This is a genomic window from Actinomyces sp. oral taxon 169 (assembly GCF_013394715.1).
Lineage (GTDB): Bacteria > Actinomycetota > Actinomycetes > Actinomycetales > Actinomycetaceae > Actinomyces.
Genome location: NZ_CP058259.1, coordinates 1,158,013 through 1,181,785 on the forward strand (window position 1 = coordinate 1,158,013; position 23,773 = coordinate 1,181,785).

Below are 23,773 nucleotides of genomic sequence, written 5' to 3' on the forward strand. Positions count from 1 at the left end.
AGCTCATTCAGCTCGTACCGAATACGTGGTCCTGCTGTCTGTCCTGATCCTCCTGGGAGAGCGACCACCGGTAGGTCTCGGAGACGTCCTGGAGCTCGCGGTGGCTGCCTCGGTGCAGGATAGTCGCTGGGGCCTGCTCGCCGGCGGCCTGCGGCCGGTGTCCCATGACGAGGACCTCGTCGGCGTGCTCCAGGGCGCTGAGGCGATGGGTGACCAGGAGAGTGCCGCGGCCCTGGTCGCCCGCTGTCAGCAGGTCGGTCACGAGCCGGTCCGCGGTGACGGCATCGAGATGCTCACCGGGCTCGTCCAGCAGCATCAGGGGAGCTGGAGCCGCCAGGGCCCGGGCCAGCAGGAGCCGACGCCGCTCCCCACCTGACAGCGTGGTGGCATCGGTGCCGATGATGGTCTCAACTCCCTCGGGAAGAGCCTCGAGCCACCTCCCCAGGCCGGCCCGCCTCAGTAGCTCGCCGGCCTCGGTGGGGGTGACGTCCCCGCGTGCCACGCGCAGGTTCTCCAGGACGCTGGTGTGGAAGACGTGTGCGTCCTCCGCGGTCAGGCACTCCCTGGCCGCCACCTCTGAGCGGGCCGCCTGCCACGGGGGGACGCCGTCGAGCGTCAGCGTGCCGCCCCGAGGCTCCAGCAGTCCCGCCAGCGTGGCCAGCAGTGTTGACTTGCCGATCCCCGACGGCCCCACGATGGCCACTCGGCGACCGACCCGCAGATCCAGGTCGATGCCCTCGGCCACCACCGGGCCGCCCGGCCAGCCCACCGCCAGGCCCCGTGCCTTGAGGTACGGGCCCTGGGCGGAGGGCTTGGGCAGCTGCAGAGGCGCGCAGGACGTCGCGCCGCCGCTGGCGGCACTGGCCTCAGCGGCCTCGATGAGCTCCACAATGCGGCAGGCGGCGCCGGCCGACCTCACCAGCTGCACGCTGGCCGGGCCGAGCGCGGAGGTGGCCTCGAAGGCCGCCAGCGGAACCAGGACGATCACTGCCAGCCAGACCGGGGCCAGCTGCCCGGCGGACACGGCGCTCACCCCCACCACCAGGTTGCCCAGGACCGCCAGGCCCATGGCGGCCATGTCCACGGCCGCAGCGATCGCGGCCGGTACCGCGGCCCGGTCCCGTAGACGGGTCAGGCTCTCCTCCCGGGAGGCGACCTGGCGCATCGCGCCGGCCAGACGCCCGGAGACGGACAGCTCGGGCGCCCCCTCCAGGACCGCCAACACCTCCGCGGACAACTCAGTGGCCTGCCTCTGACGGGCCTGCTCGGCGATTCTCGCCGAACGGATGGTGGCCAACGGGCCCACCAGTCCCGACAGCAGCAGACAGGCCAGCAGGATGAGGCCCGCCGGCCAGTAGACCGCGCCGACGCCGAGACATGTGGCCGCGCCCAGGACAGCGGCGACAGCCGCCGGCAGATAGGCGCGCACCACGAGATCCCCGACCGCGTCGATGTCGGCGCCCACTCGCGCCAGGACGTCGCCGCGGCGCAGGCCCGCCACCGTGTCCGTGCGGGCTGAGGCCAGGGACTCATAGAGGCGGGTGCGCAGCGCGCCCATGCCTCTCAGGGCGGTGTCATGGGAGACGAGGCGCTCGCAGTAGCGCAGCACGGAGCGTGAGATGCCGAAGAGCCGCACCGCTACCGGCGCCACCCCCAGCGCGACGACGTCGGGCATCTGGGAGGCCCGCGCAATGAGCCAGGCCGCCACCCCGGACAGGGCTACCGCCGAGGCCATACCCGATGTCCCGGCGACTACGGCCAGGATGAAGCGTGAGCGGTCCAGGTTCAGCAGGCCCATCGCCCGGCGCAGGGAGCGTCGCTCATCGGCGGACAGCGCGGGGGAGAGGGCGGAGGCAGTCGGATGTGCGGGGTTCACGGGGTTCTCTGGGGTCTCAGGGGGCTCAGGGGTCAATGTGCGTGCCGTGCTCACCGGGCCTCCTCCTGCGCCGTCGCCGCCTCATGGGCAGATGCCCGGTCAGGTGCGATGTCCTCTGGCGGTACTGGTTGGCTCGTCACGGCGATGGTCTGCTCGGCCAGGGCCATGAGCGCGGGACGGTGCGCAATGACCACCACCGTGCGCCCCGAGGCGTGCAGCGCACGGACTGCGTCCAGGACGTGGGCCTCACTGGCAGCGTCCAGGTGCGCGGTCGGCTCGTCCATGACCACCAGGGGCGCCGTCGAGCACAGGGCCCGGGTCAGGGCCAGACGCTGGCGCTGCCCCACGGACAGTCCCACACCTGCAGTGCCCACCGGGGTCCGCCACCCCTGCGGCAGGCCGTCCACGACCTCATCGAAGCCCGTGGCCCGGGCCGCCTCAATCAGTACCTCGGGGACCCGCTCCGCCGTGGAGGCTCCCGGCTCGGCATGATTCAGGACGTTGTCCAGCACCGTGCCCGGGGTGATGGTGGGGCGCTGGGGCACCCAGGCGATCTGCTCCCACCAGGTGGCCGGATCGATCTGGGAGAGGTCGACGGCGCTGCCGGGATCACCGCCGTCGGGCACGATCCTCACCCGCCCCCGGTCAGGGGGCAGCAGGCCAAGGAGGACCTGCGTCGTCGTCGTCTTACCCGCACCTGACGGGCCGGTCAGCGCCACCAGGCTGCCCGGTCGGATCGAGGCGCTGAGCCCGGCGGGGGCCCACGCGCCCCGGGAGGCGACGGACACCGCATCGATCTCAATCGTCGATGAGCGCAGGTCGGGGGCCGGCAGGTCGCCATGCTCGGGCACCGGGGTCTGAAGAACCTCGAAGACCGCGTTCGCCGCCGCCACCCCGTTGGCCGAGGCGTGGAACTGGAAGCCCACCTGCCGCAGCGGCTGATAGACCTCAGGGGCCACCATGAGGACGAGCAGGCCGGTGAACAGATCCATGCGTCCGGCCACGAGCCGGAACCCGATCTGGACGGCGATGATCGCCACCGACAGCGTCGTGATGAACTCCAGGACCGCCCCCGACAGGAAGGCGACCCGCAATGTGGACATGGTGGTGCGCCGGTAGGAGCGGCTCAAGGAGCGCACCTGCTCAACCGGTCCCTGTTCGCGCCCGAGGGCCTTGAGCGTGGGCAGGCCCGAGATGAGATCGAGCACCTGATCGCCCAGGACCTGCATGGTCTTGAGACGCTCCTGGGAGACGGACTGGGTCATCCTGCCGATGAGGATCATGAAGATCGGAATGAGGGGCAAGGTGCACACCACGGCCACCGCGGCCGACCAGTCCTGGGTGAGGAGCACCAGCACCGTGGCCGGTGTCACCGTCGAGGCCAGCACCAGCTGGGGAAGGTAGCGGGTGAAGTAGGGCTCGAGGTCGTCCAGCGCGCGAGTCAGAAGAGTGGTCGTCTGCGTCCCGTGAATCGCCTGCCAGCGGGGGCCCAGTTGGGCCGCGTGCTCCAGAACCAGCCGGCGCAGCTCAACGATGGTCTCCGTGGCGGACCGGTGGGCGTGAACCTCCTGGAGCAGGACCACCAGGGCCCTGGCCGCTAGGACCCCGCCCAGAGCCACCGCCAGTGCCCTGACGGCAGACGGTGCGGCCCCCTCGGAGATGACCGAGGAGACCGCACCGGAGATGAGGAAGGCCTGAACCACCACCAGCACGGCGGTCACCATTCCGGTGACGGCGGTGGCGGCGATGTATCGGCGGGCGGAGCGTGCGTAACGCATCAGCCGGGGATCGAGGGGCTTCACCTGCTCAAGGATAGGGGAGTAGGTCCAAGGGCCCGGAGACCCCCGGCCGATGCGTCGCGCTGTCCGTCAGTACCCGAAGTGCGCCTCGGGCTGGGTCGAGTCGCGCACCAGCGTGGGGTGCAGCCCGCCCTGGTCGGGGTTGATGCTCTCAACGCTGATGCGCGAGGCGAAGACCTTGTAGCTCCAGATCGTGTAGGCCAGGACCCCGGGGACGAACACCGCCGCGGCGACGCTCATGATGAGCAGTGTCGTGTCGGCGCTCGCGGCCTGCTGGATCGTCAGCGAGTAGGCCGGGTCCACCGAGGAGCGCATGACGTTGGGGGCCATCGCGGCGAAGATGAAGACGACGGCGAAGGCGATCCCCACGAAGTGCAGGGCGAAGGCCCGCCCCTCGTTCCCGGAGCGTCCCATGAGCAGGGAGCCGATGAGTCCGGCCGCGGCGATGACCAGCGGAATCCAGGACAGAGCGTTACCCGAGTAGGCCAGCTGCGCCCACAGCGCCCAGGCGGCGGTGACCGCGGTGGCCGCCGGGGCGAGCCGGCGTGACATCCGCAGCGCGCGCTGCGACAGGTCACCAGTGGTCTTGAGGGCCACGAAGAGGGCACCGTGGTTGAGGAAGAGCAGGCAGGTGACGGCCCCGCCCAGCAGGGTGAAGGGTGTCACCATGGTGAGCAGGCCCCCGGTGATCTGGTGGGCGGCACCGGGTACCAGGGAGTCGGCCGGCACCTGGGCGGCTGGGACGACGGCGCCGTTGGAGGTCTGGACGACCTCGATGTGCATGCCCTGAACCAGGTTGGCGAAGGCCACACCCCACAGGATGGAGGGTAGCCAGGCGCTGATCGTGTGGACCCAGTCCCAGCGGTCGCGCCAGGTCTGGGAGTTGACCTTGGGGCGCCACTCGATGGCGCACACGCGCACGATGAGGCACAGCAGAATGATGAACAGGACGATGTAGGCCCCGGAGAACAGGGTGGAGTACCACTCGGGGAAGGCGGCGAAGGTCGCCCCGCCGGCAGTCAGCAGCCACACCTCGTTGCCGTCCCAGTGGGGGCCGATGGTGGACAGCGTCGCGCGCCGTTCGCGCTCGTCGCGGCCCAGGATCTTCAGAATCATGCCGACGCCGAAGTCGAAGCCCTCCAAAGTGAGGTAGCCGATCCACAGGACGGCGATGAGGATGAACCAGAGGATGCTCAGTGTCATGGGTTTTCTACCTTCCTCGGCTCAGTAGGCGAAGGACAGGGCCGGGGCGGCCTCGGAGGAGTCATGGGAGTCATCGCTGGGGTCCGTGTCCTTGCCGTCCTGGTCGGTTTGCTCGGACGTGCCGGTCTTGTCCGGCACCGGGGTGCGCACCCCTTCACGGATGTAGCGGCGCAGCAGCACGAACCAGACCACTCCGAGAGCGGCGTACAGCAGGGTGAAGATGACCATGGAGGCCAGTACCGTGCCTGAGGAGACCACGGAGGAGACGCCGTCGGCGGTGAGCATGTAGACCTGGGAGACCGGGTCGGACAGGTTGGGGACGATGACCCAGGGCTGGCGGCCCATCTCACGGAAGATCCACCCGAAGGAGCAGGCGATGAAGGGCAGCCACATGGTCGCCAGCGCCGCCTTGCCCAGAACCGGACGGGAGATGAGCCTGTCGGAGCGGGTCAGCCACAGGGCCAGGGCCCCCAGGGCCATCGAGGCCATGCCCAGTCCGATCATGAGGCGGAAGGACCAGAAGTTGACCATGATGTTGGGGCTGTAGTCGACGGCGTTGCCGCGTGCATCGGTGGTGCCGTACTGCTTGGCGTAGGTGTCACCGGCCTCCTTGAGCCCGGTGATCTTGGCGTTGAAGTCGTTGGTGGCCATGAAGGAGTAGACACCGGGAACCGAGATGAACCGGACCATGCCGTCCTCGTTCTTGCAGTCCCCGAAGGCGGCCACGGTGAAGGGGGCTCCGGCCTCGGTGTGGCACAGGCCCTCGGCGGCGGCCATCTTGGCCGGCTGGTACTCGGCGACCAGCTGACCCTGCATATGGCCTGTGCCGACGGTGACCAGACCTGCGGCAACCATGGTGACGGCCCCGAAACGAGCGACCCGCCGCCACAGCTCACGCGCCTCGAAGTCCTGCTTGGCCTGGGCGGCCTTGACCATCCACCACACGGACACGCCCATGACGACGGCCGCGGCCACCAGCAGGGCCGAGGAGATGACGTGCAGCACGGTGGTCCACACGAGCTCGTTGGACAGGAGCTTGAGGAAGCCGCTCACCCCATCGAGCTCGGCGCGCCCCGTCCTGGGGTTGACGACGGCGCCCACCGGGTGCTGCATCCAGGAGTTGGCGGTGAGGATGAAGAAGGCGGAGAAGTTCGTTCCGGCGGCCACGGCCCACATGCACAGGTTGTGCAGCCTGGGGGACAGGCGGTCCCATCCGAAGATCCACAGGCCCAGGAAGACGGACTCCATGAAGAAGGCCAGCAGGGCCTCGAAGGCGAGGGGGGCGCCGAAGATGTTGCCGACGAACCTGGAGTACTCCGACCAGTTCATGCCGAACTGGAACTCCTGAACGATGCCGGTGGCCACGCCGAGCGCGAAGTTGATGAGCAGGATCTTGCCGAAGAACTTGGTGGCCACCAGCCACTGCTTGTTGCCGGTCCTGCGCCACAGCGTCTCCATGAGAGCCACCAGCGGGGACAGCCCGATGGTCAGCGGAACCAGGATGAAGTGGTAGACGGTGGTGATACCGAACTGCCAGCGCGCTAGATCCAGAGAGTCCAGCGCCATGGGAGAGATGGCCATCCTTGCCACCTTTCGGAGATGACGATGAGATCGATAGGTTGTCCTGTAGAGTTTCCTGCAGGTCAATAGGAGTATTGTACGGCAACTATGACGTCGTGTCGCGAAACGCAGGGCGGGTGAAGGTGCTGCGGGATGTGGTCCGACCGGTTCTTTTCCTGTCGATGCCTCGCTGACGAGGTGATGTTCGGGGTGCTTGTCAGGCAAGCGGTACGGTGTGGTTGTCGCAGAATGGGGATGAAAGTCCGTGGCACGTTGTGGGGCTTGCTGTGTGTCTGACCGAGGGGTGAGTGCCTGCTGGGGGCGTGATGAGGGCAACGTGAACGCAGATCGAGGACGCCATGAGTCGCACAAGCGCATCTCGGCGTTTGTGTGGGATACTTCGAGGCGGCATCGGGTGCCTCGTACCAGTACCTGACGCCGCGCCTTACGGCCGACCCTGTCCGAGGACCTTGCGCCGCCTGAGATGCGCCGCTGCGAGCCCGGTCTGAGTGGACGCCAGGTAAGGCGTGCGCCCTCGCGGCGCGCTCAAGACTTTTCGCTGCTCCCGCTAGGGAGCACAACCGCGCTGACGCGTCGAGGGTACGGCGACGGCGTCGGCCCCGGAGAGTGCAAGCCCCATGGCACGTCGCACCACATCAGAATCAACAGAATCATTCGAGCACGGCGACGGTGAGGCCGTGAGCTCCCCGACTCCGCGCCGCCGCCGCAGGGTCACCGCGGCCGCTGCCGCCCCCGCCCAGGCCCCCGTTGCCGAGCAGCCCGGCTCGGTGGAGGGCTCGGAGACCGTCACCACGTCCGGCTCCGAGGTGCCCGGCGTTCAGCAGGCCCCAGCGGCCCCGGCGGCTGAGCCGGTCCCGCCTCGTCGGCGCCGGAAGGTCGTCGCGGCCTCCGCCGCTCCCGAGAAGGCTCCCGCCGCCGAGTCCCACGTCGCCGTCGAGGCCGACGAGCCTGACGAGCCGGGCATGACCGAGGACGCATCGAGCAGCGAGGCCGCGCAGGAGGAACTCGAGGACCAGGTCGAGGAGTCGGCCGAGACCGACGAGACCGACGACGAGGAGGCCGAGCAGCCCCACGAGAACGACGAGCCCGTCGGCGCGGACATCGATGAGGAGGAGGACCTCCAGGTCCCCCGGCTGCCTGCCGCCTCGCTCCTGTTCCAGGCCCCCGACCCCAGTCGGGCCCGTCGGCGCCGTCGGGTCACCGCGGCGAGCGCCGCTCCCCAGGAGGCGCCGACCGCCTCGCGTCACCAGGGCGCCAAGGACGGGGCGGATGAGGAGGACACCGACGCGCGGACCGGTTCCCGGGGACATGACGAGGATGCTGAGGCCGAGTCCTCCCGAGCCGACCGCAGTGGCGGTCGCGGCCGTCGGCGTCGGCGGGCCGCCGCCGGTACCGGGGCCCCGCAGGAGCGCCGCGAGGACTCCTCCCGCGACGAGGCCGACGCCGAGTCCGCCCAGGTCTCGGAGGCTGATGGCTCTGACGGTGCCGATGGGGCCGATGAGGCCCGGGCTGATTCTTCGGAGGACGTCCGCGAGGGCGGGGCCCGCCGCAAGCGGCGCCGTGGCGGGCGCGGTCGGCGCTCGCGCTCGCGTGGCGAGGACCCGGCACGCACCGACGCCGATGATGAGTCGCAGGCGGCGGAGGATGACAGCGCCGATGAGGCTCCCTCGCGCGAGACCTCCTCCGATGCCGCCGCGGAGACCACCACGAGCACCGTGTCCGGATCGCGCCGCCGGCGACGTCGCTCCCGTACCCGCTCGGAGGGTGGCGACCCGCGTGACGAGGTGACCGCCCTCAAGGGGTCCACCCGTCTGGAGGCCAAGCGCCAGCGCCGTCGCGAGGGCAGGGCGGCCGGGCGCCGTCGTCCCATCGTCACCGAGGCGGAGTTCCTGGCCCGTCGTGAGTCCGTGGACCGGCAGATGATCGTGCGCGAGTCCGACGGCCTCAACCAGATCGCCGTCCTGGAGGACGGGCTCCTCGTGGAGCACTACGTCTCCCGGCACACCCAGACCTCCATGGTCGGCAACGTCTATGTCGGCCGGGTTCAGAACGTCCTTCCCTCCATGGAGGCTGCCTTCGTGGACCTGGGCAAGGGGCGCAACGCTGTCCTCTATGCCGGCGAGGTCAACTGGGACGCCGCCGGCCTGGAGGGCAGGCCCCGCCGCATCGAGGACGCCCTCTCCAGCGGCGACACCGTCCTGGTCCAGGTCACCAAGGACCCCATCGGCCACAAGGGCGCCCGCCTCACCAGCCAGATCACCCTGGCGGGCCGATACCTGGTCCTGGTCCCCGGCGGCACCATGACGGGCATCTCGCGCAAGCTGCCGGATACCGAGCGCAGCCGCCTGAAGAAGATCCTCAAGCGGATCGTGCCCGACTCGGCCGGAGTCATCGTGCGCACCGCCGCAGAGGGGGCCACCCAGGAGCAGCTGACCGCCGACGTCGAGCGCCTCGTGGCCCAGTGGGAGGCCATTGACAAGAAGGCGTCCTCCGTCATGAAGGGCAGCGGCAAGGCCCCCGTCCTGCTCAAGGGCGAGCCCGAGCTCGCCGTGAGGGTCATCCGCGACGTCTTCAACGAGGACTTCCGCAAGCTCATCGTCTCCGGGGACAACACCTGGTCCACGATCTCGCAGTACATCGACGAGGTCAGCCCGGATCTGTCCGAGCGCCTCGAGCACTGGGTCGGGCCCGAGGACGTCTTCGCCGCCCACCGCGTCGACGAGCAGCTCGCCAAGGGCTTCGACCGCAAGGTCTGGCTTCCCAGCGGCGGCACCCTGGTCATCGACCGCACCGAGGCGATGACCGTCATCGACGTCAACACCGGGCGCTTCACCGGCGCGGGGGGCACGCTGGAGGAGACCGTCACCCGCAACAACCTGGAGGCCGCCGAGGAGATCGTCCGCCAGCTGCGCCTGCGCGATATCGGCGGCATGGTTGTCATCGACTTCGTCGACATGGTCCTGGAGTCCAACCGGGACCTCGTGCTGCGCCGGCTCGTGGAGTGCCTGGGTCGCGACCGTACACGCCACCAGGTCACCGAGGTCACCTCACTGGGTCTGGTCCAGATGACCCGCAAGCGGGTGGGCCAGGGCCTGGTCGAGGCCTTCTCCACCACCTGCGAGCACTGCAAGGGACGGGGGTTCATCGTCCACGACGAGCCCGTGGAGAACCAGCAGGTCGACATGTCGGCCTCCGCCTCACGCGGTGGCGGGCGTTCGCGCGGACGCAAGAATCGTGAGGAGCAGGCCGCCGGCGGGGGTAAGAAGGAGGCCAAGCAGGACTCTCAGGAGACCAAGGGCTCCAAGAGTTCCAAGGGCTCCGGTCGTGGCAAGGCATCGGCAGGGCGCGACGTCGCCGCATCGCCGGAGCCCGGAGTCGACGACGAGGCCCGGGCGGCAGTGCGCGGGGCCCTGGCCCAGATCGCGGCCGCCGCCGAGCAGGCTCACAAGGACAGCCAGCAGGAGGGGCTGGAGTCTCATGAGGATCAGGGGGCCGTCGAGGCCCCGGAGGCCGGCGTGAGCGACAGTGCCCATGGTGCGGTGCAGCCCGCCGACGGCCAGGACGCTTCGGACTCCCCGGTCGAGGACAAGCCGGTCAAGAGCCGGTCGAGGAAGGCGGCTGACAAGAAGTCGGCGAAGAAGTCCAGTGAGAAGAAGGGCGACAAGGCGGACAAGAAGTCGGGGAAAAAGACCGGCAAGAAGGCCGAGAAGAAGGTCGCCGCGACGTCCGAGGACCCCGCTGAGCCGCAGTCCGGCGAGGCGCCGTCTGAGTCGGCCGAGGACAAGCCGGCGAGGAGAACGCGACGGCGGGTCACGGCCAAGAGCGCCGCGCCCTCGCCGGAGAATTCTTCAGACACCCCGGAGGTGTCGGCCTGACGACGCCTCCGTGCCCAAGAACACAGGGAGTGGGGCGGATCGGAGGTTGGTGCTGGCGACATGATCGCCTAGAGTTATCTGCCGGTGCTTCTTGCGCCATTGCCCAGACAGGGCCCTCCCGGTGAGGCCGATCCCGGTCTTGCAGCGAGTGAGAGCCTTTCGAAGAATCTACAGAGATGAGCATTCAAGTGGTCTACGCGATCGTCAAGGCCGGCGGCCGTCAGGAGAAGGTCTCCGTCGGCGACGTCGTGGTTGTCGACAAGCTTGCTGGTGAGATCGGCGATGAGGTCACCCTCGCCCCCGTCATGCTGGTGGACGGCGACAAGGTGACCACCTCTGCCGCCGATCTGGCCAAGTCCTCCGTCACCGCCGAGATCATCGGCGACGAGAAGGGCCCCAAGATCAACATCCTCAAGTTCAAGAACAAGACCGGCTTCCGCAAGCGCCAGGGCCACCGCGCTCAGCTGACGGCCGTCAAGGTCACCGCCATCAAGTGACCGCCCTGGCGTCAGCCAGTACGCGGGCATCCTGAACGCACACGCTCGAGAAGAAAGAAGCCTTCAACCATGGCACACAAGAAGGGTCTTGGTTCCTCCCGTAACGGCCGCGACTCCAACGCGCAGCGCCTCGGCGTCAAGCGCTTCGGCGGCCAGTTCGTCAAGGCCGGCGAGATCATCGTCCGCCAGCGCGGCACCCACTTCCACCCGGGCCGTAACGTCGGCCGCGGCAACGACGACACCCTGTTCGCCACCGCCGCCGGTAACGTCGAGTTCGGCACCTTCCGCGGTCGCCGAGTCGTCAACGTCGTGCTCCCCGAGGCCTGAGCCCCGAGCACATCACCACGTCGCGAGAGGGCGGACGGCACCTGCCGTCCGCCCTCTCGCGCTATCCCGGACTCACAGGAGACCCCATGCCCAGCTTCATTGACCGAGTGGTCCTCCACGTGGCCGGCGGCGACGGCGGCAACGGCTGCACCTCCGTGCACCGTGAGAAGTTCAAGCCCCTGGCCGGGCCCGACGGCGGCGACGGTGGTCATGGCGGCGACGTCGTCCTGACTGTCGACCCTCGGGTGACGACCCTGCTGAGCTATCACCGATCCCCGCACCAGCGGGCCGGCAACGGCACCCCCGGCATGGGGGACTGGCGCCGCGGTACCGACGGCAAGAACCTCGTGCTGCCCGTTCCCGAGGGCACCGTCGTCAAGGACTCGCGAGGCCAGGTCATCGCCGACCTCGTGGGGGAGGGCGCCAGCGTCGTCGTCGCCCAGGGCGGTACCGGCGGACGCGGCAACTTCTCCTTGGCCTCCTCCAAGCGCAAGGCCCCCGGCTTCCACCTCCTGGGAGAGCCCGGTCAGGCCCAGGACATCACCTTGGAGCTCAAGACCATCGCCGACGTCGCCCTGGTGGGCTACCCCAGCGCCGGCAAGTCCTCCCTCATCGCCGCCATGAGCGCCGCCCGCCCCAAGATCGCCGACTACCCCTTCACGACCCTCGTACCCAACCTCGGGGTCGTCGAGGCCGGCGACGTGCGCTACACCATCGCCGACGTCCCCGGCCTCATCCCCGGAGCCTCCCAGGGCAAAGGTCTGGGACTGGACTTCCTGCGGCACATCGAGCGCTGCGCCGTCATCGTCCACGTCCTGGACTGTGCCACCCTCGAGCCGGGGCGTGACCCCCTGTCCGACCTGGACACCATTGAGGCCGAGCTCGCCGCCTACTCCGAGCGCCTCGGCGAGCAGGAGGACGACCCCTCCCTCACCGGCCGGGTCCCCCTCATGGAGCGCCCCCGCATCGTGGTGCTCAACAAGGTCGATGTCCCCGATGCGGCCGAGCTCGCCGAGTTCGTGCGCGCCGACATCGAGGCCCGGGGGCTACCCGTTCACATCGTCTCCGCAGTCGCGCACACGGGGCTGCGCCCCCTGTCCTTCGCCCTGGCCGGGGAGGTCGAGCAGGCCCGGAAGGCCGCTCCGGCCACCTCCCGGCGCGACGGAGAGGCCGGTGGGACTGACGGTTCGGGTGAGCCGCGCCCGATCATCCGGCCCGCGGCGGTCGGGCGCCGGGAGAAGGAGAGCGTCGCCCAGGTGCGTCTGCTGGCCCATCCCAGCGAGGGGCAGGTCTACCAGGTTCGCGGGCAGCGCCCCGAACGCTGGGTGCGTCAGACCGACTTCACCAATGACGAGGCCGTCGGCTACCTCGCCGACCGCCTGGCCGCGGCCGGGGTCGAGGACGAGCTCGTCAAGGCCGGCGCCCACGCCGGCGACACCGTCCTCATCGGCGAGGTCGACGGGGGAGTGCTCTTCACCTGGGAGCCCACGATGACCACCGGCCCCGAGCTGCTGGGCGCCCGAGGCACCGACCTGCGCCTGGAGACCAGTCGGCGGCGGACCAACGTGGAGCGGCGCAGCCAGTACCACGAGATGATGGATGCCAAGGAGGCCGCGCGCCAGCAGCTGCGCGACGAGGCCGCCGAGGGCCTGTGGACCGATGCCGCCTCCTGGCACGGGGACGACGAGGACTGAGGCGCGAACCCATGACTCCAGCAGCAACCGGTGCCGGCTCCGACCACGGACAGGAGCGCCCAGGACGGCTGCCTGCCGGCGCCCGCGTCGTGGTCAAGGTCGGCTCCTCCTCCCTGACGCGCGCCGATGGCGGGCTCGATCTCAACCGCATCGACATCCTCGCCGGCCTCATCGCCGGTATGCGCAGTCGCGGCCACGACGTCGTCCTGGTCTCCTCCGGGGCCGTCGCCTCAGGGCTGGTGCCCCTGGGGCTGAGCCGGCGCCCCGACGAACTCAGCCTCCTGCAGGCAGCCGCCTCCGTGGGACAGGGGCGGCTCGCCGCCCGCTGGGAGACCGCGATGAGCGCCTACGGACTGGTGACCGCCCAGGTCCTCCTGACCGCCCACGACGTCGCCATCCGCAGCCACTACCGCACGGTGCGCGCCACCTTCGACTCCCTGCTCTCGCTGGGAGCCGTCCCCATCATCAACGAGAACGACGCGGTGGCCACCAGCGAGTTCAGCCTCGGTGACAACGACCGCCTGGCCGCCCTCGTGGCCCACCTGGTGACCGCCGACGTCCTCGTGCTGCTCACCGACGTCGACGGCCTGTGGACCGCGCGCCCCGGAACCCCCGGCGCCACTCCCATCCGCCACGTGCGTTCCTCAGCGGATCTGGAGGGGGTCAGTGTCTCCGGGCGCGGCTCCTTCGTGGGAACCGGCGGCATGACCACCAAGCTCCAGGCCGCCACCATCGCCTGCGCTTCGGGAACCACCACCCTCATCGCCCGGGCCGATGACGCCGCAGCGCTCTTGGGCCAGGAACAGGTTCCCGCAGACCTGGGCACCTGGTTCGAGCCCACCGGGCCCCACCGCCCCAGCCGACGGCTGTGGATGGCCCACGCCTCCCAGCCCGAAGGGCGTGTTCTCATCGACGCTGGGGCGGCCCGGGCCCTGACCGTGGGGAAGAAGTCGCTCCTGCTGCCGGGCCTGACCGGCCTCGACGGTGACTTCGAGTCGGGCTCCGTTGTTGACGTCGTCGGCCCCGGGGGCGTCCTGGCCCGGGGGATATGCCGCTACGCCGCCGCCGAGCTGCGCGAGGTCCTGGCGGCCCAGGCCGAGGGCGCCCCGGCCCCCGATCACGTGGCCCCCGTGATCCACCGCGACGATCTGGCCGAGCTGCCCCGCATCGCCGGAGTCTGAGGACACCATCGGCCTCGTCTTCTAAAGTGTCCCCATGAACGACGTTGAGGCCCACGAGCTCGTCACCGCAACCGCCCGCTCCGCCCGCGTGGCGCAACGGAGCCTGGCCAGGGCCCCGCGCGCCGTCAAGGACGCCGCCCTGGAGGCCATGGCCCACAGCCTGACCGAGCACGGCGAATCGATCCTCGCGGCGAACGCCGCCGACCTGGAGCGCGGACGCCAAGGCGGGATGAAGGCCGGCCTTCTCGACCGTCTGGCCCTGGACCGTGGGCGGCTGTCGGCCATCGCCGACTCCCTGCGCGAGGTGGCCGCCCTGCCCGACCCCGTGGGCCAGGTCGTGGACGGCTCGGTCATGCCCAACGGGTTGCGTGTGCGTCGGGTTCGGGTGCCACTGGGAGTCGTCGGCATGATCTACGAGGCCCGCCCCAACGTCACCGTCGACACGGCCGCCCTGGCCGTCAAGTCCGGCAACGCCATCATCCTGCGCGGGGGCAGCGCCGCCCAGGACTCCAACGCCGCCATCGTCGCGGCCCTGCGCAGTGCCCTGGAGGTGCAGGGCCTGCCCGCAGACCTCGTCACCAGCGTCGATGCCGCCGGTCGGGACGGGGCACGCGCCCTCATGCGCGCCCACGGCCTGGTCGACGCCCTGGTGCCGCGGGGAGGGGCCGGGCTCATCCGCACCGTCGTCGAGCAGTCCACCGTCCCCGTCATCGAGACCGGATCGGGCAACTGCCACGTCTACGTCGACGCCAGCGCCGACCTGGAGACCGCGGTGGACATCATCGTCAACGCCAAGACCCAGCGCGTCGGCGTGTGCAACGCCGCCGAGACGCTCCTGGTCCACGTCGACGTCGCCGCCACCTACCTGCCGGCCGCCGCCTGCGCCCTGTGGGACAAGGACACCGTTCTGCACGCCGACCCCACCGCCCACCGGATCCTGACCGAGGCTGCGACGACCGCTGGACGTGACGACCTCCTGACCCAGGCCACTGAGGCCGACTGGGACACCGAGTACGGCTCGCTGGACCTGGCCGTGCGCGTCGTGAAGAGCCTGGAGGAGGCCATCGACCACATCCGCGCCCACACCACCGGGCACACCGAGGCGGTCCTCGCCCAGGACGTCAGCGTCATCAACGACTTCATCGCCGGCATGGACTCGGCGGCCGTCATGGTCAATGCCTCGACCCGCTTCACCGACGGCGGACAGCTGGGGCTGGGGGCCGAGCTGGGCATCTCCACCCAGAAGCTCCACGCCCGCGGCCCCATGGGATTGAGCGAGCTGACGACGACGACCTGGATCGTCGAGGGAGACGGCCACATCCGCCCCTGAGCTCGCACGTCTGCGAGTGATGCTGGGCGCCGCAGAGTTGTGCCGACTGCAAGAAGCCTGCGGATCAGTTCTGTCACTCCCCGGCGCCGTGCTCCGGTGCTTTGTCCTCTTATTCATGTTACGGTCGACAAAAGTCGGGCAGGTCCCGTCAAGCCAGAGCCGGGGAGAAGGGGGACGCTGGAATGGCGAGTCTGCTGCATCGTTTCGGACGTGGCCGCGTCGTGGCCGCCACCGTCGTCATCGTGACCGCGGGTCTCCTGCTCGCGGTCACCCGCATGGTCTTCTCCCACCCCGCCGAGTCCGCGAAGGAACCGGGAATCGTCCTGACAGCAACCCCACGGGTCACCTCGTCCCAGTCCTCTGTGACGGCCACGCCGAGCCGGAGTGCCGGCGGTGCCAGCTCCACCCAGCACGAGCCCAGCGGCTCCGAGGCGGACTCCTGGACCTCATCGGACTCCTCGACGCAGGGCCACGCGCCTCAGGCGGTGGAGCCCGACCCGCCTGTCGCCGTCGACCACGGCCATCGCCAGCCGGCCCCCGCCGAACCGGCTGCCCCGGCCGGGACCGCCGCACCGGCCGCCCCCGGACGCACCGAGGTGGACGATGATGACGACGACAAGAAGCCGGCCAGGAACGGTGTGAAGGAACCCGATGACGACGACCGCGACATCGATGACTGAGCGGACGGCTGACGAGACGGCCGGAGCCGCGGATCAGATGAGCCGGTAGCCCATGCCGCGCACGGTCTCCACCCGCTGCCTTCCCAGCTTGTTGCGCAGGTAGGAGACATAGACCTCCACCACGTTGGAGCCGGGGTCGAAGTCCAGCCCCCACACGGCGCTCAGCAGCTGCTCGCGGCTGAGAACCTGACCGGGGTGGCGCATGAAGGTCTCGGCCAGGGCGAACTCCCTGGCGGAGAGCTCCACGGTCCTCCCCTCCAGCGTCAGGGTGCGGGTGCGCAGGTCCAGAACCATGTCCCGGTGAGTCAGGCGCATCTGGTCGGGGCCGGTGGCATCCGGGCGCAGCCGTACCCGAATGCGGGCCAGGAGCTCTTCGAAGGAGAAGGGCTTGGGCATGTAGTCGTCCGCGCCGCCCTCCAGACCGGCGACGCGATCGGCCACCGAGGAGCGCGCCGTAAGCATGATGACCGGCGTTCCCACTCCTTGGCCGCGCAGCTGCTGGAGCACCTCGAAGCCGTCGATGTCGGGCAGGCCCACATCCAGGATGATGAGGTCGAAGTCCTCCTGGACCGCCAGGGCCACGGCCTGCTCGCCCTCGGCAGTGGTGTGCGTGGTGAACCCGGCCGCCTTGAGGCCCTTGGTGAGGAAGGCGACGATGCGGGGCTCGTCCTCAACGATGAGGATGCGGCTCATGGTGAGTGACTCCTTCGGGAGGCTGTCGGGGGCTGATCGGGGAGCGAGTCCCCGGCAGGTGCGAGGGCGTCACCTCGAGAGGAGGCCACGGCGACGGGGGGCCTGAGGGGGATCACCATGGTGAACACCGATCCTCTGCCCACCTCAGAGAGTATGTCCAGCCTCCCGCCGTGCGCTGCGACGATCGTCTCGACGATACTGAGCCCCAGTCCCGTTCCGGAGGCGAGCTTCTGAGCGCCGGCGGTGCGCTTGAACCGCTGGCGCACCAGGTCGATGTCCTCAGGGGCGATCCCGATGCCCTCGTCCCTGACCCACATCTGCAGGTGGCCGTCGCGAACGGCCGAGCCCAGGGACACGGTGGAGCAGTGCTCGGAGTACCTCACCGCGTTGGCCACCAGCTGGAGCCAGGCCTGGGTGATCCGGGTGGGGTCGACCATGGCCCGGGTGAAGGCCGCCGACTCCATCTTCCAGCGGCGCTCACCCAAGGCGAGGGACTTGTCGAAGACCAGCTCGGTCAGCTCGGCGACATCCGTGTCCACCGGGGTGACGAAGTCGCTCTGGACGCTCTTGGCCAGCAGGATCAGGTCGCCCACGAGCATTCCCATCCGGTCGAGCTCGTCAAGGGCCAACAGCTGGGTCTGGCGCACGTCCTCGGGGTCCGCAGGGTCGGTGAGCTCGAGGTGACCGCGGACCACGGCGATCGGGGTGCGCAGCTCGTGGCCGACGTCGTCGAGCAGGTTGCGCTGGGCCTCCACCGAGGTCTGGACCCGGTCGAGCATCCGGTTGACGGCCTCGGCCAGGGCCGTCAGGTCGTCCCGGCCCTTGACTGGTACCCGGGTGGTCAGATCCTCCTCGCCGATGGACTCGGTGGCTCGGCGCAGCTGCTCAATGGGGCGTAGGAGCCGCTCGACGGCGAACCAGGCCAGACCCGTTACCAGGGCGACGGTGAACACGGCTGCCGCCGCGTAGAAGGCCATGGTGCGCCGGAGCTGGGACTCGGCGACCTTGAGATCGATGACGTGCACGAGCGCGCCGCGCTGGGCGCCGCCCTGCAGCGGGACAACGAGGACCCGGTAGCTCGAGGTGGGGGTGCGCACCGTCTCGATGACGGACTCCGAGGCGGCGGCCTGGGAGGAGACCCGAGTGAGCAGCTCCTTGTCCTGCTCGGGGCGGAAGGAGACGTTGTCCGCGGAGACCCAGGTCAGCTTCGTACTGGCATCGGTGCCGACGAAGCCGAGCTCGGCCTCTCCGCGCCCCTCGGCAGTGCGCTGGATGTGGGTGCGCAGAACCGCGGAGACGTCCTCCAGGGGCTGACCGCTGGAGGGGTCCTGCCTGTCGGCGGCCAGCTGGCGGATCCGGTCGCGGCTGTGCTCGAGCCGGTTGGTGGCGTCGGCCGACACGCTGGAGAGCCCCAGCGCCCACACGATCGCCCCGCACATGACCAGCGCGATGCTCGACACCAGCACGATTGCCCACATGACGCGGGTTCCGATGGTGACGGTACGAGTGGGCAGCAGTGAGGTCACCTCGCCATTGTGCCCGGATCCACTGGGCTCCGCCCCATGGATCCGGGCACGGGTGGAGCCGGGAGCTGCCCGATTCAGCGTCCCACTCCCGCGTAGGTCCACCCGGCCTCACGCCAGGCCACCGGGTCCAGGGCGTTGCGTCCGTCGATGATGACACGCTCGGCGACGCCGGTGGCGGCCTCAGCGGGGTCGAGGGCCACGAACTGGTCCCACTCGGTCAGCAGCAGGACGAGCTCGGCTCCCTTGAGCGCGGCGCGGGGGTCGTCCTCCAGGGTGAGGTGGGGGTGGGAGCGAGCTACTACGGGCAGGGCCTGCGGGTCGCAGACCGTGACCTCGGCCCCGAGGTCGGCCAGACGGGAGGCGACGTCCAGGGCGGGGGAGTCGCGCACGTCGTCGCTCAAGGGCTTGAAGGCCGCCCCCAGGATGGTGATGGCCCGGCCGGACAGGTCGCCGCCCACGTGGGTGCGGGCCAGCTCGACGATCCGGTCGCGCTGCTCGCGGTTGATGGAGTCGACCCGGCCCAGCAGGTCCGCCAGGTGCACGGCGCCGTGAAGGTCGGCGCTGGCCCGCAGCGCCCGGATGTCCTTGGGCAGGCAGCCTCCGCCGAAGCCGACGCCGGCCTGGAGGAAGCGCCTGCCGATGCGCGGGTCGTGGCCGATGGCGTCGGCCAGGACGGTGACGTCGGCCCCGGCGGTGTCGCACAGATGGGCCATGGCGTTGATGAAGCTGATCTTGGTGGCCAGGAAGGAGTTCGCCGCCGTCTTGACCAGCTCGGCAGTGGGGTAGTCGGTGACGATCCGGGGGATGCCCTCCTCCAACAGGTCCTGGTAGACGGCGTCGAGCACGGCCTGGGCCTCCTGGGCGTCGGCGGGGTCGGTGGGGACCCCGTAGACGATGCGGTCGGGGTGGAGGGTGTCGGCCACGGCGAAGCCCTCGCGCAGGAACTCGGGGTTCCACAGCACCAGGGCGCGTCCGGCCAGGCGCTCGGCCACCTGCTGGGCGGTACCCACCGGGACAGTGGACTTGCCCACCACCAGGCTGCGCCCACCCTCGGGCAGGGCGTCGTGAAGCATGTCGACCACGGTCCACAGCTGGCTCAGGTCGGCCTCCCCGCCGGTGGCGGACTGCGGGGTCCCCACAGCGATGAAGTGGACGTCGGCCTCAGCCAGCTCGGCCGGCGTCGGTGTTGAGGTGAAGCGCAGGTCTCCCTGCCGAGCCCCGGTGACCAGCAGCTCGGGCAGTCCGGGCTCATAGAAGGGGGCGCGGCCCTGGGAGAGGGCCTCGACCTGCTCGGGTCGGGTATCGATTCCCAGGACGTGGTGTCCCAGGTGGGCCATGGCGGCGGCGTGGACGGCACCGAGGTATCCGCAGCCGATGACGGTGAGCTTAAGCGGGGTCATGAGTCGTTCCAATCGTTGGTGAGGTCCAGGGGCATGAAGGGGGAGGCGTCTGCCAGGCAGTGGCGCACCCAGATCGGCAGCCACTGGTGGGCGGCGGGCCGGAAGGCGTGGACGAAGACGAGCCGCAGCGCTGAGGAGCGGTAGTAGGTCTCCAGGCGCTGCTCCGTCACGGGAAGCGTGCGGGCCAGGTCGTCGAGCAGTCCGCGGACCCGGGCGTGGGCCTCGGGGCCGATCCGGCCGCGAACCGCCATGAGGTCCGCGTGGGCCCAGAGGTTGCCCAGGTCGAGAGCCGCCTCGGCCATGGCCGCGGTGTCCAGGTCGAGCAGAGACAGGTCGGTTCCGTCCCACAGGAGCTGGCCGTCGTGGAGGTCGCGGTGGGTGAGGACGCGCACCCCGCTCGCCTCTGTCAGGCTCAGGCAGGTGTCCACCACCTGCTCGTGCAGAAGATCCTGCTGGTCGATGAGGCCGTAGCGGCGGGCGGAGGCCAGCCAGCGCTGCAGCACCTGGGCCTCCTGACGCGGCCCGTGGACGGGCAGGTCCGCCTCACGATCGCCCAGGAGTGACCATGCCTCCGTGAACCGTTGCCACCCGGGCAGGCCGGCGTCACCGAGCTCGTCGAGACTGCGGCCCGGCAGCAGCTCGAGATCAACGACGTCGTCCCCGTTGCCGAGGATCCTGGGGGTGCGCAGACCGGTGACCTGCAGCACCGAGGCGGCGGTCGTGTGGGCCCGCACCAGGGAGGCGGCCTTGTGGGGCCGCACGATCTTGCGGACCCGGGAGGCCTCCATGACGACGGCGCGGCGACCGGCGCGGTGGACGACGAGTCTCCCGGTCAGCTGCCTGGACAGTGCCGGCAGGGCCGGGTCACTGGCGTAGGGCAGCAGGTCGGGGACGCCCCCCACGGTGACGTGCCCGGCGCGCAGGCGGCCCCGGCCGTCGACGCACTCGATGCTCGCGCTCACCGGCTCCGAGTCCCGGCCGGCGGGCCAGGCTCGCCGCAGTCCAGGAATGGCCCGCAGCGTGCTGAGCATTTCGGCCGCCTCCGTCGTCTGTGTCATCTCAGTCATTGGTGTTGTCCTCGTCGTGTCCGTCATGCCCAGCCGGCCTCCTTCTCCGGAGACCGGACGATGCGCTCGATGGCGGCTAGGTTCGCGCTGATGCGCTCACGCCAGGACGGGTGGGCCCGTCGCAGGGGGTCGGCCAGTCGCGCCAGCCGGGACAGTGCGATCGCCCACCCCAGCTCCGCGTCGCCCGGTACGGGCCGGTGCGCGGCGTAACCCTCCAGCAGCGCATGTCGCTGACAGGACGGTGCCTCCGCCAGGTAGGAGCCCAGGTCCATGGCCGCCGGTGCTAGGCGCACCCGGTCGAAGTCGGTCAGCCAGATCCGCCCGGTCGAGTACTCGTAGAGCACCTGGTCGGGGGAGGCATCACCGTGGGTGAGAACCGGTGTCCCGGACAAGTGGGAGGGCAGCATGTCGCCCACCGCCCGCACCCTGCGTGCCAGCTCAGGGGCCAGGACATCGAGCTGCCGAGCGTGGACCTCGGCCAGCTCCCGGGAGCCGGCAGGCTGATGCGGCAGGCGGCCGACGAGGTCCGCCGGCAGCTGCTCGGCGCAGGAGTGCAGCGCGGCCAGCAGAGCCCCCACGCGCCTGGTGGCCTCCTTCAGGCGCTGAGCGGAGGCCGCCCCGTCGGCATCGTCCGCGTAGAAGTCGGCCAGGTTCGTGTCTCCGCACCACTGCTGCACGCTGAGACGGCCCTCGCACTGGGTCACGGCCTGCGAGTCGAGCAGACCGGGGATCGGGAGGCGCCCGGACAGGGCGCGGTGGACCTCGTCAGCAGGTCCCCCGGCTCCAGCTCGCAACCGCAGGACCGTGGCGCCGTCACGCAGGACCAGGCGCCGTGAGGGGTTGTAGCGCAGCACGTCCCGGGCCTCCCAGGTACCCAGCACCCCCAGATCCGTCGCCTGTGCGAGAGGCTGGGCCAGCTTGGGGTCGGTGAGGACCTCACCGCTCTGCAGCAGCAGGCCCTCGTCCAGGGGCAGGGTGACGGGGGACTGCGCCAGGCCCAGGCGGGCGGCCAGACGCTCGGCCTGAGCGGCCTTGGAGTGCGAGACCGGCCAGAGCAGACGGGCCCAGCCAGTGGTGAGTCCGGTGCTCCGATCCTCCAGAGAGACCAGGACGGAGACCTCAGGCTTGATGCGCAGCCTGGCGGCCCGCACCGGGCGCCCGAGGAGCTCACTGAGCCGATCGGCGTCGAGGACCGCGGCGACGGCGTCGGCCGTGGTCATCGTTTTGATGAGCGAAGGAGTCATGATCCGCTCCCCACCAGGGCGAAGGACTCGGCCAGATGACTGTTCGCCCACCGACGGAACTCGGTCGAGGACTCCATGAGGTGCTGAGGGCTGCCCTCCAGGCGGATCCGCCCGTCCTGGATCCACACCACCCGGTCGGCGCGCATGGCGGCCTGCGGGTCGTGAGTGACGGTCAAGGTCGTGCGTCCGGCCACCAGCTCATCGATCGCCTCCAGCACCGCCGACGTCGAGGCCGGGTCCAGCCCGGTGGTCGCCTCATCCAGGATGACGATCGGCGAGTCACGCAGCAGCGCCCGAGCGATGGCGATGCGCTGGCGCTGGCCGCCGGAGAGGGTGCCTCCCCGCTCGCCCACGGTCGTATCGTAGCCGCCGGGCATCTGGGTGATGAACTCGTGGGCGTGGGCCGCGCGCGCGGCCGCCTCCACCTCCTCGTCGGAGGCATCGGGCCGGCCCAGACGGATGTTCTCCCGGATCGTGCCGGTCAGCAACACCGCCTCCTGGTGCAGGACCGAGGCCTGCGAGCGCAGGAACCGCAGATCGAGCTCATCCAGGCTGTGCCCGTCCAGGCTCACCGTGCCCGACGTCGGATCCAGGGCCCGCACCACCAGGGACACCAGGGTGGACTTGCCTGAGCCCGACGGCCCCACGAGGGCCACGTGCTCACCGGGAACCACCGTCAGGTTCACCCCGTGCAGCACCGGGCGACCCTCGTAGGCGGCGTGCACGTGGTCGAAGTGGATCATGCCGTGGACCCGGTCCAGCACGATGGCGTCAGCAGGGGAGACGATGTCGGGCTTGACCGCCATGAGGTCGGCCACCCGCTCACCCGAGGCCGTTGCCCGGGCGATGCGGCCGGTGTACTTGGCCATGTCCCGAAGCGGCTTCATGGTGGTGCGCAGGTAGGTCGTGAAGAGCACCAGATCCCCCGGGGACATGGCGCCGTTCAGGACCCGGATGCCTCCACCGACCATGACCACGGCGGTCGCCACGCCGACGATGACGTCCGTGGAGCGCTCCAGGCGCGCGGCGATACGGCGCGAGCGCACCCCCTCACTGAGGGACACCGTGTTGGCGCCCGTGAAACGCTCATGCAGCAGCGGCTCCAGGCCGTAGGCCTGGACCACCTTGATGGCGCCGAGCGCCTCCTGGGCGGTGTTGGCCAGGTTCCCCTCCGACTTGCGGCTGCGCAGGGAGGCCGCGGAGATCCGCCGCGAGTTGCCCGAGGAGGCGAGCATGAAAGCCACCACCGCCAGGAGCACGATCATGGCCAGCAGCGGGTCCAGGAACACCATGACCACGACCATGACCAGCAGGGTCAAGGTGTTGGCGGCCATCGGCAGGCCGGCGGTGACAGCCACCTCCTGCATGCGGTTGACGTCGGCGATGAGCCGCTGAACCGTGTCCGCGCTGCGGTTGCGGGCGTGGAACTGCTGGGACAGTCCCTGGACGTGGTGGAAGGCCCGGCTGCGCAGGGAGGCCGCTGTGCGCGAGCCCACCAGGGCGAAGGCCACGGTGGCCAGGTAGTTGCACACCGCTCGCCCGGCCACGATCACCAACAGGGCGATACCGAGCCCCACCAAGGAGGAGACCGTGGCGGGGGCGCTGCCCGTGTGGCGGCCCAGCGCCGCCACCAGGGAGTCGATGGTGACCTTCAGCGGCCAGGGCTCCAGCACCCGGAAGACCACCTCTGCCAGAAGCACCGCGGTGCCCCCGGCCATGAGGCGCCACTGGGGCGCGGCGTCAGGGCCCACCAGCCGCAGAGTCTGCCGCATGGGGGACTGACGCACACGGCTGCGCCCG

17 protein-coding genes are annotated in these 23,773 nt (G+C 70.3%); 7 read left to right on the top strand and 10 right to left on the bottom strand.

The window, feature by feature from the left end:
• Positions 1–7: 7 nt before the first annotated feature.
• The 4 genes from cydC to HW274_RS05015 form a co-directional block, all read right to left on the bottom strand.
• Positions 8–1,930, bottom strand: coding sequence for a thiol reductant ABC exporter subunit CydC (gene cydC / locus HW274_RS05000; RefSeq protein WP_075255081.1), 1,923 nt, complete (start codon positions 1,928–1,930; stop codon positions 8–10).
• A complete protein-coding gene (gene cydD, locus HW274_RS05005) occupies positions 1,927–3,678 on the bottom strand; it encodes a thiol reductant ABC exporter subunit CydD (RefSeq protein WP_185989356.1) in 1,752 nt (583 codons plus the stop codon). The genes cydC and cydD overlap by 4 nt, the downstream gene beginning before the upstream one ends.
• Before the next feature lie 66 nt (positions 3,679–3,744).
• A complete protein-coding gene (gene cydB / locus HW274_RS05010) occupies positions 3,745–4,878 on the bottom strand; it encodes a cytochrome d ubiquinol oxidase subunit II (RefSeq protein ID WP_075255080.1) in 1,134 nt (377 codons plus the stop codon).
• 21 nt (positions 4,879–4,899) lie between these two features.
• Positions 4,900–6,459 (bottom strand): cytochrome ubiquinol oxidase subunit I, encoded by a 1,560-nt coding sequence (locus tag HW274_RS05015; RefSeq protein ID WP_075255079.1) that lies wholly within the window; start codon positions 6,457–6,459, stop codon positions 4,900–4,902.
• 617 nt (positions 6,460–7,076) lie between these two features.
• Between HW274_RS05015 and HW274_RS05020 the strand changes: the two genes are divergently transcribed.
• The 7 genes from HW274_RS05020 to HW274_RS05050 all read left to right on the top strand — a co-directional run bounded on the left by HW274_RS05020 (position 7,077) and on the right by HW274_RS05050 (position 16,043).
• Positions 7,077–10,334, top strand: a complete 3,258-nt coding sequence (locus HW274_RS05020; RefSeq protein WP_185989357.1) for an Rne/Rng family ribonuclease — start codon at positions 7,077–7,079, stop codon at positions 10,332–10,334.
• Between the two features lie 176 nt (positions 10,335–10,510).
• Positions 10,511–10,831, top strand: a complete 321-nt coding sequence (rplU, locus tag HW274_RS05025; protein WP_004565174.1) for a 50S ribosomal protein L21 — start codon at positions 10,511–10,513, stop codon at positions 10,829–10,831.
• A gap of 69 nt (positions 10,832–10,900) precedes the next feature.
• The gene (rpmA, locus tag HW274_RS05030; RefSeq protein ID WP_003785909.1) at positions 10,901–11,158 is read left to right on the top strand and encodes a 50S ribosomal protein L27; all 258 of its coding nucleotides are present in this window, start codon (positions 10,901–10,903) and stop codon (positions 11,156–11,158) included.
• A gap of 86 nt (positions 11,159–11,244) precedes the next feature.
• Positions 11,245–12,852, top strand: coding sequence for a GTPase ObgE (gene obgE, locus HW274_RS05035; RefSeq protein WP_075255077.1), 1,608 nt, complete (start codon positions 11,245–11,247; stop codon positions 12,850–12,852).
• 11 nt (positions 12,853–12,863) lie between these two features.
• Positions 12,864–14,033 carry a glutamate 5-kinase gene (gene proB / locus HW274_RS05040; protein WP_075255076.1) on the top strand — a complete coding sequence of 390 codons (1,170 nt, stop codon included), beginning with the start codon at positions 12,864–12,866 and terminating at the stop codon, positions 14,031–14,033.
• A 34-nt stretch (positions 14,034–14,067) separates the two neighbouring features.
• Positions 14,068–15,363, top strand: coding sequence for a glutamate-5-semialdehyde dehydrogenase (locus HW274_RS05045; protein WP_075255075.1), 1,296 nt, complete (start codon positions 14,068–14,070; stop codon positions 15,361–15,363).
• A 182-nt stretch (positions 15,364–15,545) separates the two neighbouring features.
• Positions 15,546–16,043, top strand: coding sequence for a ubiquitin carboxyl-hydrolase (locus tag HW274_RS05050; RefSeq protein ID WP_075255074.1), 498 nt, complete (start codon positions 15,546–15,548; stop codon positions 16,041–16,043).
• A 33-nt stretch (positions 16,044–16,076) separates the two neighbouring features.
• On the opposite strand, the gene HW274_RS05055 is transcribed toward HW274_RS05050, so the two are convergent.
• From HW274_RS05055 to HW274_RS05080, 6 genes are all read right to left on the bottom strand, one after another.
• Positions 16,077–16,736 (bottom strand): response regulator transcription factor, encoded by a 660-nt coding sequence (locus HW274_RS05055; RefSeq protein ID WP_075255073.1) that lies wholly within the window; start codon positions 16,734–16,736, stop codon positions 16,077–16,079.
• The gene (locus HW274_RS05060) at positions 16,733–18,262 is read right to left on the bottom strand and encodes a cell wall metabolism sensor histidine kinase WalK (RefSeq protein ID WP_075255072.1); all 1,530 of its coding nucleotides are present in this window, start codon (positions 18,260–18,262) and stop codon (positions 16,733–16,735) included. Before HW274_RS05060 ends, HW274_RS05055 begins: the two co-directional genes overlap by 4 nt.
• Before the next feature lie 74 nt (positions 18,263–18,336).
• Positions 18,337–19,662 (bottom strand): UDP-glucose/GDP-mannose dehydrogenase family protein, encoded by a 1,326-nt coding sequence (locus HW274_RS05065; protein ID WP_185989358.1) that lies wholly within the window; start codon positions 19,660–19,662, stop codon positions 18,337–18,339.
• A complete protein-coding gene (locus tag HW274_RS05070; RefSeq protein WP_260679193.1) occupies positions 19,659–20,729 on the bottom strand; it encodes a phosphotransferase family protein in 1,071 nt (356 codons plus the stop codon). The genes HW274_RS05065 and HW274_RS05070 overlap by 4 nt, the downstream gene beginning before the upstream one ends.
• A 23-nt stretch (positions 20,730–20,752) precedes the next feature.
• The gene (locus HW274_RS05075; protein WP_185989359.1) at positions 20,753–21,973 is read right to left on the bottom strand and encodes a phosphotransferase family protein; all 1,221 of its coding nucleotides are present in this window, start codon (positions 21,971–21,973) and stop codon (positions 20,753–20,755) included.
• A complete protein-coding gene (locus tag HW274_RS05080; protein WP_185989568.1) occupies positions 21,970–23,745 on the bottom strand; it encodes an ABC transporter ATP-binding protein in 1,776 nt (591 codons plus the stop codon). Before HW274_RS05080 ends, HW274_RS05075 begins: the two co-directional genes overlap by 4 nt.
• Positions 23,746–23,773 lie beyond the last annotated feature (28 nt).